At 71.1% G+C, this 11,932-nt stretch carries 11 protein-coding genes and 1 pseudogene; 11 read left to right on the top strand and 1 reads right to left on the bottom strand.

Annotation, left to right across the window (positions count from 1 at the left end):
* From C468_RS18140 to C468_RS12665, 4 genes and pseudogenes are all read left to right on the top strand, one after another.
* A pseudogene (locus C468_RS18140) lies at positions 1-149 on the top strand (NAD(P)-dependent alcohol dehydrogenase); the annotation flags it as partial.
* 144 nt (positions 150-293) lie between these two features.
* Entirely contained in the window at positions 294-1,706 is a 1,413-nt protein-coding gene (locus tag C468_RS12655; protein WP_008849292.1) for a hypothetical protein, read from the top strand.
* 143 nt (positions 1,707-1,849) lie between these two features.
* Positions 1,850-2,332, top strand: coding sequence for a hypothetical protein (locus C468_RS12660; protein ID WP_008849293.1), 483 nt, complete (start codon positions 1,850-1,852; stop codon positions 2,330-2,332).
* A 21-nt stretch (positions 2,333-2,353) separates the two neighbouring features.
* Positions 2,354-3,541, top strand: a complete 1,188-nt coding sequence (locus C468_RS12665) for a thiamine pyrophosphate-dependent dehydrogenase E1 component subunit alpha (RefSeq protein ID WP_008849294.1) — start codon at positions 2,354-2,356, stop codon at positions 3,539-3,541.
* Positions 3,542-3,569: 28 nt separating this feature from the next.
* On the opposite strand, the gene C468_RS12670 is transcribed toward C468_RS12665, so the two are convergent.
* Positions 3,570-4,886, bottom strand: a complete 1,317-nt coding sequence (locus tag C468_RS12670; RefSeq protein ID WP_008849295.1) for an NAD(P)/FAD-dependent oxidoreductase — start codon at positions 4,884-4,886, stop codon at positions 3,570-3,572.
* A gap of 92 nt (positions 4,887-4,978) precedes the next feature.
* Here C468_RS12670 and C468_RS12675 point away from each other — a divergent pair, with 92 nt between their 5' ends.
* The 7 genes from C468_RS12675 to C468_RS12705 all read left to right on the top strand — a co-directional run bounded on the left by C468_RS12675 (position 4,979) and on the right by C468_RS12705 (position 11,813).
* On the top strand, positions 4,979-5,539 hold the full coding sequence (locus C468_RS12675) for a hypothetical protein (protein ID WP_049912217.1): 561 nt from the start codon (positions 4,979-4,981) through the stop codon (positions 5,537-5,539).
* A 510-nt stretch (positions 5,540-6,049) separates the two neighbouring features.
* Positions 6,050-7,276, top strand: coding sequence for a pyridoxal-phosphate dependent enzyme (locus tag C468_RS12680; protein ID WP_008849297.1), 1,227 nt, complete (start codon positions 6,050-6,052; stop codon positions 7,274-7,276).
* Between the two features lie 62 nt (positions 7,277-7,338).
* Complete coding sequence (locus C468_RS12685; RefSeq protein WP_008849298.1) at positions 7,339-7,929, top strand: GNAT family N-acetyltransferase; 591 nt, start codon at positions 7,339-7,341, stop codon at positions 7,927-7,929.
* An 84-nt stretch (positions 7,930-8,013) separates the two neighbouring features.
* A complete protein-coding gene (locus tag C468_RS12690; protein ID WP_008849299.1) occupies positions 8,014-9,126 on the top strand; it encodes an acyltransferase family protein in 1,113 nt (370 codons plus the stop codon).
* Between the two features lie 127 nt (positions 9,127-9,253).
* Positions 9,254-9,655 carry a cytidine deaminase gene (gene cdd, locus C468_RS12695; protein ID WP_008849300.1) on the top strand — a complete coding sequence of 134 codons (402 nt, stop codon included), beginning with the start codon at positions 9,254-9,256 and terminating at the stop codon, positions 9,653-9,655.
* 67 nt (positions 9,656-9,722) lie between these two features.
* The gene (locus C468_RS12700; protein WP_008849301.1) at positions 9,723-10,550 is read left to right on the top strand and encodes a nucleoside phosphorylase; all 828 of its coding nucleotides are present in this window, start codon (positions 9,723-9,725) and stop codon (positions 10,548-10,550) included.
* An 81-nt stretch (positions 10,551-10,631) separates the two neighbouring features.
* Positions 10,632-11,813, top strand: a complete 1,182-nt coding sequence (locus tag C468_RS12705; RefSeq protein ID WP_008849302.1) for an NAD(P)/FAD-dependent oxidoreductase — start codon at positions 10,632-10,634, stop codon at positions 11,811-11,813.
* Positions 11,814-11,932: the final 119 nt, after the last annotated feature.

The raw sequence follows: 11,932 nt of genomic DNA on the forward strand, positions 1-11,932 counted from the left end.
GGTACGCGGAGCTGCAGGAGCTGGTCGCGCTCGTCGAGCAGGGCGACGTCGACCTCCACACCAGCCGTTACGACCTCGGTGACGTGAACACGGTCGCGGAGAAGCTCGAACACGGCGAGATCGACGGCCGCGCGGTGATCACGCCCTGAGCCGCCGGCCATGCGGCGATCTCGCCCTGAGCCGCCGGCAGCGCCGTGCGCTCGCCCTGAGCCGAACGTGCGGTCGAGAGTCGACCGTCGAGACCCGGCGCAGCCCGCAGAAGATTTTTATCGTCCGTTACGAACGCACAGGTTATGGACCGTAGAGCCCTCCTCTCCGCAATCGGCGGGTCCGTCGTAGCATTCTCCGGGTGCGCCGAGGACGCCGGCACGGATCCCGCGGCGAACGGGACCGACGGCGGGACAACGGGGACCGACGGCCAGAGATCGGACGACGGCGAGGGATCGGACGACGGTACGTCCGGCTCGGTCGACGTCGAGCTTCGGACGGTGTCGCACGTCGTCACCGCGTACGAGCCGTCGCCGAGCCGCGGGATCGACCCGGAGCACGTCGTTCCCGAGGCGGAGGTTCCGGCCGCGCTGCGCGAACCGCTCGCCGAGGCGCGCGACGGCGGGTTCGAAACCGACGACCCCGACGACGCCCTGCTGGCCGCGGTCGACGAGTTCCGCGTCTACGACAGCGGCCAGCTGAAGCCGTACGTCGAGCTAGACGGGACGCGCTACGCGTTCGACCCCACCCTCCCGACGTTCACCGCGGAACTCCTCGACGAGCCGGCCGACGAGTACGACGAGGACCGGGTTTTACGAGAGGCGAGAGAGCGCGACGAAATCGACTCGGCGGCGGTCGAGACGTTCGTCGATGCGTTGACCTCGGACGGCCCGAGCGTGGCGCGCGCGGAGTACCGGCGCTGTGACCTCCCGGACGCAGTCGCGGCGTTCCTCGACGAGCACGACTACCTGGCGGACCAGTTCGGCGTCTCCCGGATCCGCACGGCGGTCGAGAACGAGGACCCGCCGTACGCGATCACGGTGCGCGAGCTGTCCACGGAGGACATGTGGGAGCGCCCGGTGATCGACGAGTCGGAACTCGACGCCGAACTGGTCACCTTCTTCGAGCGCGCGCTGGCGTCGGAACACCGGGAGCCCGCGCTGCCGGGCGACGACCGCAGCCAGCTCTTCGCCGACGACGTGCCGGACGCGTACGAGGCGTTCACCGCGGAGCGCGACGACCCGGTCTATTACCAGATCGACGGGACGGTGTACGACATCGGCGTCGGCGAGCCTCGATACGATCGGCTCCCGGTGTCGGTCTCGGTCGCCCCGAGCGAGGACGCGCCCCGCGAGTTCGCGCTCGCGGTCGCACCGGCGCCCGGAAACGTCGACGACGACGTCGAGGGGCCGTACACGTTCACGAGCCGGGGCGCGTTGCCGAGCGCTCTCTGGGTGCTCAACGACGGCGAGCGGTGGCCGCTGGAGATCGTCGAGAGTGACGGCGTCGAGGGTCCGCGGCCGAGCCGCCCCGACGGCGAGGCCCTGGAGTCGGTCGAGGCGGGCGGCGAGATGACCGCGACGTACGCGGTCCCGGAGTCGCTCCCCGCGGGCACGTACGTGAGCCGCGGGCTGTTCGGGATGTCCTGGGGCGTCACCGGTCAGACGCCGGACGAACACGGGACGTACCCGTTCGATCTGGGGATTACGATCGAGTAAACGCGGCCGCCATCTCACGATCGACGAGTGCCTCCGGCGACCGTGCCGGCGGGACACCCCCGGCGGAGTGGGGGTTGTCGGAGACACAAATCGACGCTTCACCAACGGGAAGGCCTTTCGCACGCGTTTGCGAACTTCCGGGCATGGTTCCGTCCCTCCGGTCCGAGTTCGGGCCCTCGTCTCCGCGTCGGTGGGCGCTGCTCGCCGGCGTCTATGCGTTCGGCTGCGGCGCGGTCACGGCCCGCCTGCTGTCGGACGTGCTGCGCGTCTTTGTTGAGGTGATCGGTCTCCCGCCGTCCTTCCCGGTGCCGCTTCTCGCTGTGCCGGCGCTCCTCGTCGGGAGCGGGGTCTGGTGGCTGCTCGTCGAACGGAACGCGGCGTACACGTACCCGGCCGGGATCGCGTACGGGGCGCTCACGGCCCTCGTCACCGGGCTCGTCTGGACGGCTTGGTTCGTCGTGGTCTGGAGCGTCGATCTGCTCGCCGCCGGCCCCACCCCGCTCCTCGTCGGACTCGTCCTCGCGCTCACGACGGTCGCAGGGGTGCTGATCGGACCGCCGATACTCTTCTTCCGCCGACGGAGCAGGGAACGGTCGGACGCCGCCGCGACCGCTAACTCCTTGTGACCAGAACGCACACCGAACGCCATGGACGAGAACGGTGCCGAGGCCGCCGACTCCACCGATTCGATCGCCGACCCCCTCGCCGACGAAGACGTCTACCGCGTGATCGGTCCGGACGGCACCCCGCTGCCGGACGCGACGGTCCCCGACCTGTCCGACGAGCGGTTCCGCGACATCTACCGCGACCTCGTGACCACCCGCCGCTTCGACGAGCGGGCGGTGAGCCTCCAGCGACAGGGGCGGATCGGGACGTACGCGCCCTGTGCGGGACAGGAAGGGTCGGCGGTCGGGTCGACCCACGCGCTCGCGGACCGCGACCTGATCAGCTACCAGTACCGCGAGCACGGCGCGGTCGTCGCCCGGGACCTCCTCGGCGAGTACCTCCCCTACTGGATGGGCCACGAGTCTGGGACCGAGGCGATCACCGGGGGCAACGTCTTCCCGTTGAACATCGGGATCGCGGCGCATCTCCCGCACGCGGTCGGGGCCGCGTGGGCGTTCGACTACCGGGACGAGGACCGCGTCGTCGCCGTTCACTTCGGCGACGGCGCGACCAGTGAGGGAGACTTCCACGAGGCGATGAACTTCGCGGGCGTCTTCGACGCGCCGACGCTCTTCTGCTGTCACAACAACGGCTGGGCGATCTCGGTCCCCGAGTCGCGTCAGACCGCGAGCGACACCTTCGCGGGGAAGGCGGCCGCCTACGGCTTCGACGGCGTCCGAGTCGACGGGATGGACCCGCTCGCGAGCTACGCCGTGACGCGGGCGGCCGCCGACCGGGCGCGCGGCGATGGGGACGAAGGCAGTTCCGCGGACGGAGACGGGTCGGAGGACGGTGACCCCGACCCCCGCCCCGCCCTCATCGAGTTCGTCGAGTACCGGTTCGGCGCGCACACCACGGCCGACGACCCGACCGCCTACCGCGACCCAGACGACGTGGACCCGTGGCGCGCGCTCGACCCGCTCGACCGCATGGAGGCGTTCCTGCGGGAGACCGACCGGATCGACGACGAGGGCGTCGCGGCGATTCAGGAGGAGGCCGACGAGGTCGTTGCCGACGCGATCGACCTCGCGGAGTCGGTCGACCCGGACCCGAGCGACATGTTCGACCACGCGTACGCAGAGTTCCCGCCCGAAATTCGGCGTCAGCGCGACGAGCTGCTCGCGGCCGTCGACGAGCACGGGGAGGAGGCGTTCCGGCGGGAGGAGTAGGAAGCGGGCGCGTCGCTGGCGCGCGGCGTTACAGGTAGCCACCCGCCGCCTCGGCCGCCGTCCGCCCGCTCTCCAGGGCGCCCTGAATCGACGACCACTCCGTGTAGTCGCCGGCGAGGACGACCGGCCCCTCCGGGTCGTCTGGGTCCGGAAGACTGGCGTGGACGCCCGGCGGCTGCGCGAACTGCGCGAACCGAACCCGGTTGACGTCGACGGTCTCGAGCCCGGCGAAGTCGCGTTCCGGGTACCACGCCGCCAGCGCGTCCCGGACGTCGTCGCGGAGGGCGTCCGCGGGGCGGTCCAGGGACTCCTCGCCGAGGAACGTCGCGGCGAGCAGCGCGCGGTCGTCGGGCGCGTACTCGGGGGCCACCTCCGACATCGGAATCACGGCGTTGGGCGACTCCTCGGCCGCGTTGAGCAGGATGCGTTTCCCCGTCTCGAACGACGCGCCCGCGGGGAGCGCGTACCAGCCGGTCACGTTCGGAACCGCCTCCGTGGGGATCGACTCGACGCCCGTGAGCCGTCGGGCCTCCGGCGGCGTGGCCGCGACGACGACCGCGTCGGTCTCGCGGGTCGACCCGTCCGCGAGTTCGACGGTCGCGCCCTCGGCGTCGGCCGCGCCGGTCCGGAACGGGATCCGGCCCTGGCCCGCGGTCCGGACCGTTTCCACGTCGGCGCCGGTCTCGATCGTCACCCCTGCCTCGCGGGCCCGGTCGGCGAGCGACTCGGGGATCGCGCTCATCCCCTCGGCCGGGACGCCGATGGCGCCGCGGCCCATCGCGCGGAAGGTGTACTCGAACACCTCCTTCGAGGTCGAGAGGCTCCGGTCGAGGGTGATACCGCCGTAGAACGGCTCGACGAAGTTCTCGACGTACTCGTCGGCGAACCCCCAGTCGCGGAGGTACTCGCGGATCGAGGAGTCGTCCGGGCCGCCGAAGAAGTCGTCCGCGTCGCGGTTCGAGAGGTCGTACCGGAGCGCGAGCGTCCGGAGCTTGTCGGAGAACGAGACCTCGTCGTTCAGCAGCGAGGGGATCGCCCCGAGGGGGTCGCGGAGCGGGTCCGACAGCGTAGCGCGCGACCCCGGCCGACAGATCGTCGCGCCGGGAGCGAACCGGCGAATGTCGAGGGCGTCGGCGTCGAGCTCGGCCGCGACCGCCGGGTAGCTCGTGAACAGCACCTGGAAGCCGCGGTCGAGGGTGAAGCCGTCGACGGTCTCGGTGCGGACGCGCCCGCCGACCTCGGGCCGTCGCTCGTACAGCGTCACGTCCGCGCCCGCCTCGGCGAGCCGAGCCGCCGCGACGAGCCCCGCGAGCCCGCCGCCGACGACCGTCACGTCTCCGTTCATACGTGTGGTATCGGGTCGCGGGTTTATAAGCGCCTGCGGGTCGAGTCCGTCGCGGTGACCACGCTTTTGTCGGGACCACGCGAGTTTCACGTGTGGATCGAGTTGCACTCGGCCGGTGGCTATCCCTCGCCCTCGTCCCGCTCGGTGTCGGGCTGTCCGTCGGCGGTTCGAGCACGGGATCCGCGCTCGGTGTGTCGGTCGTCCTGTTCGGACTGGCCGGATTCCGGCTGTCACACCGGCTGTTCGACCCGGACGCCGCCTCGCCGGGGAGTGCCATCGACGCGCGAGTTGCGGACCTCTTCCAGCTCGGCGCCGCGCTCCTCGTATTCGCGTTTCTCACTGCCGCCTCGGGCCGGTTCGAGTCCCTCTCGTCCGTCGGCGCTTCCCTCCGGTCTCCGTGGGATTTCGCCGTCATCGCCGTCGTCGACGGGGTGTTTCTCGGTGGCGGCATGGCGGTTCTCACGTACCGATGGGGTCGGCTCCGAGCCGTGAGCCAGACGGTCGGGGTCCGAGCGATCGGCGGCGCCGCCACGTTCGGGACGTACCTCGCGCTCCTCGTCGCGGCGCCCTCGGCGGCGTTCCTGTACGCCGCGGTGTACACGCTCGCTCGCTCGATCGCGCTCTTCCGGCTGCCTCCCTCGTCGCAGTGGTGAGCTTCCCGAACCGGTGAGCGATCCGGGTTCGGTCGTGTCGCGGGATCGACGTGTGTCGCTCGCGAGGCGAAGTCGAACGCGAACTCCATTAAATCCTAGCCGGTCATTTATAACTCGCTCCTGCTGTGAAGAACACCTCCAAAGCCCCAGCCGCTCGTTTATAAGAGTTGACTGCGGATCGCCGAAGAACACCTCCAAAGCCCCAGCCGCGAGGACTCGCGCGGCTCGCTGCGGTCCTCGGTCAGTCGCTTCGCTCCTTCCCTGTGGTCCTTGCGTCGCCGTGCTTCGCCCTCGCGACTGCCCCTTTGAGTCCAACCCCGACCGCACAGCACCGCAACCTCACACCTCCCCAACCTCGTCGCTCACTTCGTTCGCGACTCCCTCGCACGGGCTGTTCGCGCCCTATCGGTCGCTCACAGGCGCGCGCCACCGCACGGGCCGCGGTGTCATTTCGATCACGGTCCGTCTCCGAGAGGGAAGCGATTAGTCGCCGCCGCCGCAAGGGCCGGTATGGAGTCGACGGAGACGACGACGGCGTTCCGCGGGCTGCAGAGTCGCGCGTCGGGTCGCGTCCACGAGACGGCCGACCCGACGACCGTGTCGGCCGACGAGCAGGCGCGCGGGCTCGACCCCGCCTACGACTACGACGCGGTCGACCCGGAGACGCTCTTGGGGTCCCCGCGGGACGGCCCCGCCGGGACGGGCCGCGGCCACTGGCGCTTCGACGCGCTGCTCCCGTTCCCGGCCGCGACCGCGATTTCGGCCGGCGAGGGCGCCACGCCGCTCGTCCCGACGGAGCGGCTCGCCGACGAGCTCGACGTCGACGCGGTGTACGTCAAAGACGAGGGGCGCAACCCGACGGGCACCGTGCTCGACCGCGGGCTCTCGGTCGCGCTCACCGCGGTCGCGGCGCGGGCGGCCGAGGGGCAGGACGTCGAGCCGCTCGCGTGCGCCAGCCCGGGCAACGCCGGGCAGTCGATGGCGGCGTACGCGGGCCGGGCCGACCTGCGCTCGTACTCCTTCGTCCCCTCGCGGTGCGCGTTCTCGAACAAGGCGATGACGAACGTCCACGGCGGCGACATGCGCGTGGTCGGCGGGCGGTTCCCGGACGCGGCCGCGGCCGTCGACGAGCAGCTGGAGACGGAGTACACGGACCTCGGCGAGTTCGCGACGCCGTACCGCCACGACGGCGTGAAGACGCTCGCGTTCGAGCTGGTCGCCGACCTCGACGCGGCGCCCGACGCCGTGGTCGTGCCGACCGGCTCCGGCGAGGTCGTCGCCGGCGTTTATAAAGGGTTCTCGGAGCTGGAGCGCGTCGGCGCGATCGACGCCGTGCCGAAGGTCGTCGCGGCGCAGGCCGCGGGCTGCGCGCCGATCGCGGCCGCAGTCGAGCGCGGGCTCGACGAGCCGGAGCCGTGGTCGACGCCGGACACGATCTGCGGCGAGCTGGAGATCGCCGACCCCGCGGGCGGCGCAGCCGCGATCGAGGCCGTCACGGAGAGCGGCGGGACCGCGGTGGGCGTCGAGGACGAGGACATCCTCGCGAGCGCGGTCGCGGTCGCGCAGAACGAGGTCATGGAGATGGGCGCGACCGGCGGCGCCGCGCCCGCCGGCGCGTGGGCGCTCAAGGAGGCGGGGTTCTTCGACGGCGACGAGACGGTGGTCCTGATCAACAGCGACGCCGGGCTCAAGACGCCGGACGTGCTGCGCAGCCACCTGATGGGCCAGGGGATCTAGTCCGGGTCGTCGGGGGTACCGACCGGGGAACCGTTTTTACGTCGCCCCCCGTACGTGCATCCATGTACGTCCGCGACGCCAAGAACCGTGACGAGGCGTGGTTACTGGACGCGATCGAGCGGCTCGGGCTCGACGACGTCGCCTTCCGGTCGCGGGACTACGTGATCGCGGTCGACGAGGAGTCGGGGGACCGGGCGGGGTTCGGCCGGCTCCGCCTCCACCGCGGCGACGACGAGGACGCGGAGAACCGGATCGAGCTCACCGGTATCGGCGTGCTGCCCGAGTGGCGCGAGCGCGGGGTCGGGGCGCACGTGGTCGAGCGACTCGTCGACACCGCGGCCGCGGACGGGTTCGAGACGGTGTACGTGCTCACCGACCAGCCAGACTACCTGACCCAGTTCGGCTTCGAGGAGGTCGACACCGACGACCTCCCCGCGGCGCTCTCGGACCGGCTCGCGGAGAAGCGCGAGTTCCTCGGCGGCGGCGTGGTCGGCCTGCGGCTGGCCGTCGGCGACTTCGAGATGCCCGATAGGTTCCGCGAGGCGTTCAAGGCCGCCGAGCCGGCGGACGCCGACGCGGACCCGACCGAGTCGCCCGAGGACTTCGGGATCGACCCCGACTCGGCGACGTACAAGTACGACACAGGGCGGTAGCGGACGAGGGCGGGTCGATACCCACTACCATCCGCCGGCGCGGATCCGGAAGGGACATTGAGTCCCGCCGCGTACGCGGCGTAAATGGGGTCACGGATCCACAGCGTGGACGCGATGCGGATCGTCGCGGTCGCGCTGGTCGTCGTCATTCACACGAACCCCTTCGAGGGGGTCGGCGCGTCCGGGAACGCGGTCAACTTCCTGCTCGAGACGACCGCCCGGGTCGCCGTTCCGTTCTTCTTCCTGGCGTCGGGCTACTTCTTCGCGCGCAAGACGCTCGACCGCGACCCGCTGGCGTACTTCCGATCTCGGGCGCGGTCGCTCGCGGAGCTGTACGCGTTCGGCATCGCCTTGGCGCTTCCCGTCTTCCTCGCCGGGACCGCGGTCGAGGCCGCCGCCGCCGGCGAGTCGGTGACCCGGAGCGTCGGCGGGCGGCTGGCCGAGAGCCTCTCGCCGGTCGACCTCCTCTACTACGGGACCTCGGTCTCGGAGATCCTCTGGTTCATCCCGGCGCTGGCCGTCGGGCTCGGGCTCGTCGCCGGGTTCGCCGCGCTCGGCCGGAGCGACCTCGTGCTCCCGGTCGCGTTCGCGCTCCACGCGGTCGGGCTCCTCGGCCCGGAGTACGCCGGACTCGTCGACCTTCCGGTCGACGTCCGCGACGGGCTCTTCTTCGGGTTCTTCTACGTGAGCGTCGGCCACGTCATCGCCGCGCGCGGGTGGCGCGGCGGCTCCGGCCGCCCCGGGGCGCTTCTCGCTGCGACGGTCGCGTTCGGGGTCCTCCACGCCGCCGAGCGCTACGCGATGGGATACGTGCTCGGCGACGCGTCGGTCGTGGCCGAGGTGTACGCGCCGTCGTTCACCGTCGGCACGGCGGCGTTCGCCGTCTCGCTCTTCCTGTTCCTCCTGTCGCGGCCGGGCCTCGGCGCGTCGACGCGACTGCCCGCGTGGGGGAGCTACGCAGTCGGCGTCTACGTCGCGCACCCGCCGGTGTTGGCGGTCCTCGACCAAGTCGGGACCCGGGCGCTCGTCGGCGGGACGCCGCTCGCAGAGACCCTCGGCTGGCACCTCGCGTACGCGCCGGCGACGTTCCTCGCCGCGCTCGGCGTGTACCTAGCTGCTCACCGGCTGGGCGTGATCGAGATCGGCGGGTCGCACCTCCCGCGGCCCCCGCGATGGCTCCGTCGGTCGTCGCCGTGAGCCGACGCCGACCCGCGCGGCCCCCATCGGTCCTCGTCGTGATCCGACGCCGACCCGCGCGGCCTCCATCGGTCCTCGTCGTGATCCGGATCCGACCGCTTAACGCCCCGCCGGCCGAGGCCCCCGTATGGACCTGATCGAGGCCGCGCGCAACGCGCTCGGCGACGCGCACGTCCCGTACTCCGAGTACCGCGTCGGCGCCGCGCTCCGGACCGCCGACGGCACCGTCTACACCGGCTGTAACATCGAGAACGCGAACTACTCCAACAGCCTCCACGCGGAGGAGGTCGCGCTCGCGGAGGCGGTGAAGAACGGCCACCGCGAGTTCGACCGGATTGCCGTCACCTCGGGCGTCCGCGACGGCGTCACGCCCTGCGGGATGTGCCGGCAGACGCTCGCGGAGTTCGCGGCCGACGACCTCCTCGTCGTCTGCGACGAGGGCGACGGCGAGACCAGCGAGTACACGCTCGGCGAACTGCTTCCGAACACCATCTCGGAGGGGACCCTCGACGACGCGCGCGAAATTTAAAAACGGACGAGCGCACCGAGCGACCGAGACGGAACTACTTTTAAACGGCTCACCGAAGGGCGGAGACATGACCGACAAGAGCGACCGGAGCGAGGACCCGAACGACGAGGTGGGGTACCACGTCGAGGTCGGCTCCTACGACGTCGCAGACGCCGTGCTCCTCCCCGGGAACCCCGAGCGCGTGGACAAGATCACGGCGCTGTGGGACGACTACGAGGAGGTCGCGCACCACCGCGAGTACCGGACCGCGACCGGGAGCTACGACGACGCGCCGATCTCCGTGACCTCCACCGGGATCGGCTCGCCGTCGGCCGCCATCGCTGTCGAGGAGCTCGCCAGGGCGGGCGTCGACACGTTCGTTCGGGTCGGCTCCTGCGGCGCGATCCAGCCGGGGATGGACGTCGGCGACTTGGTGATCACAACCGGCGCGGTCCGACAGGAGGGGACCAGCGACGAGTACGTCCGCGAGGACTACCCGGCGGCCGCCGACGGCGAGGTCGTCTCGGCGCTCGTCGCCGCCGCGGAACGGCTCGGCTACGACTATCACACCGGCGTGACGATGAGCGCCGACTCCTTCTACGCCGGGCAGGGCCGTCCCGGCTTCGAGGGGTTCGAGGCGGCCGGCTCCGACGAGCTGGTCGCGGAGCTGCGGGACGCGAACGTGAAGAACATCGAGATGGAGGCGTCGGCGATCCTCACGATCGCGAACGTGTACGGGCTCCGAGCGGGCGCGGTCTGCTCCGTCTACGCGAACCGGGTCACCGGCGAGTTCCGCACCGAGGGCGAGTCGCGGGCGGCCGAGACCGCGAGTCTCGCCGTGACGCTCCTCGCGCGTATGGACGAGGTCAAGCGTGAGGCGGGCGCCGACCGCTGGCACGCCGGCCTCTCGCTGTAGGGCGACGGCTCGTCTTCCGACCGTTCGCCAGTTCAGTGGCGTTCCAAAGCGACTTTACCCGCGCACTGCGGAACGATACGCATGACTACACAGGTCGTCGTCGTCGGCTCCGGCTACGCTGGCGCAGGGGCGGTGAAGGCGTTCGAAGACGAGGTCGGCGAAGGCGAGGCGGAGCTGACGTGGATCTCGGAGCACGACTACCACCTCGTTCTCCACGAGGTCCACCGCGCGATCCGCAACCCCGCGGTCGCCGAGAAGATCACCATCCCGGTCGACGAGATCAAATCCCCCGAGTCGGAGTTCGTGCAGGGCCGCGTCGTCGACGTCGACACCGACGAGCGCGAGGTCGAGACCGACGACGGGACGACCGTCGACTACGACTACCTCCTGCTCGGCGTCGGCTCCACGACCGCCTTCTTCGGCATCGAGGGGCTCAAGGAGAACGCCCACCAGCTCAAGAGCCTCGACGACGCGGAGGCGATTCACGAGGACGTGCGGTCGGCCGCCGCGGAGGCGACCCGCTCCGACCCCGTCGAGGTCATCGTCGGCGGCGCCGGCCTCTCCGGCATCCAGACCGCGGGCGAGATCGCGGAGTACCGCGACAAACACCGCGCGCCCATCAACATCAAGCTCGTCGAGGGGCTCGACGAGGTCTTCCCCGGCAACGATCCGCAGATCCAGGGTGCGCTCCGCCAGCGGCTCGAGGACGCCGACGTGGAGATCCTCACCGGCGACTTCATCTCAAAGGCCGACGAGGACGCGGTCTACCTCGGCGGCGGCGAGGACGAGGAGCCCGAAGAGCTCGCGTACGACGTGCTGGTCTGGACCGGCGGCATCACCGGCCAGCCGGAGCTGGCCGACGTCGATGTCGAGAAGGATGAGCGCTCGAACCGCGTCCACGCCGGCTCCGACTTCACCACGAGCGACGACCGCGTGTTCGCCATCGGCGACACCGCGCTGGTCGATCAGGGTGACGACGACGTGGCTCCGCCGACCGCGCAGGCCGCCTGGCAGGCCGCCGAGGTCGCCGGCGAGAACCTCGCACGAGCCGCCCGCGGCGCGCCGCTCCAGTCGTGGGAGCACACCGACAAGGGGACCGTCATCTCGGTCGGCGAGGACGCGGTCGCCCACGACGTGGTAGGGATGCCGATCAAGACGTTCGGCGGTACCCCCGCGAAGCTGTTGAAGAAGTCCATCGCGGTGCGGTGGATCGCGAAGGTCTCCTCGGCCGGGCGCGGCGTGAGCGCGTTCGGCGACATGTAGGCGCGGTCGGAGTCGACGCTCCCTCGTTCGGTGCGGTGCAGTCGGATACTTTTTATGTCCGTTGACGCACGGTTCAGTCCGGATACGCGATCACCCGGCACCGGTCTGACTCGAGAGGG

Source organism: Halorubrum kocurii JCM 14978, from assembly GCF_000337355.1.
GTDB lineage: Archaea > Halobacteriota > Halobacteria > Halobacteriales > Haloferacaceae > Halorubrum > Halorubrum kocurii.

What these genes read in the sequence shown, in the direction of transcription:
- C468_RS12655 (WP_008849292.1), top strand. Translation starts at nt 294, where the DNA reads ATGGACCGTAGAGCCCTCCTCTCCGCAATCGGCGGGTCCGTCGTAGCA.
- C468_RS12660 (WP_008849293.1), top strand. Translation starts at nt 1,850, where the DNA reads ATGGTTCCGTCCCTCCGGTCCGAGTTCGGGCCCTCGTCTCCGCGTCGG.
- C468_RS12665 (WP_008849294.1), top strand. Translation starts at nt 2,354, where the DNA reads ATGGACGAGAACGGTGCCGAGGCCGCCGACTCCACCGATTCGATCGCC.
- C468_RS12670 (WP_008849295.1), bottom strand. Translation starts at nt 4,886, where the DNA reads ATGAACGGAGACGTGACGGTCGTCGGCGGCGGGCTCGCGGGGCTCGTC.
- C468_RS12680 (WP_008849297.1), top strand. Translation starts at nt 6,050, where the DNA reads ATGGAGTCGACGGAGACGACGACGGCGTTCCGCGGGCTGCAGAGTCGC.
- C468_RS12685 (WP_008849298.1), top strand. Translation starts at nt 7,339, where the DNA reads ATGTACGTCCGCGACGCCAAGAACCGTGACGAGGCGTGGTTACTGGAC.
- C468_RS12690 (WP_008849299.1), top strand. Translation starts at nt 8,014, where the DNA reads ATGGGGTCACGGATCCACAGCGTGGACGCGATGCGGATCGTCGCGGTC.
- cdd (WP_008849300.1), top strand. Translation starts at nt 9,254, where the DNA reads ATGGACCTGATCGAGGCCGCGCGCAACGCGCTCGGCGACGCGCACGTC.
- C468_RS12700 (WP_008849301.1), top strand. Translation starts at nt 9,723, where the DNA reads ATGACCGACAAGAGCGACCGGAGCGAGGACCCGAACGACGAGGTGGGG.
- C468_RS12705 (WP_008849302.1), top strand. Translation starts at nt 10,632, where the DNA reads ATGACTACACAGGTCGTCGTCGTCGGCTCCGGCTACGCTGGCGCAGGG.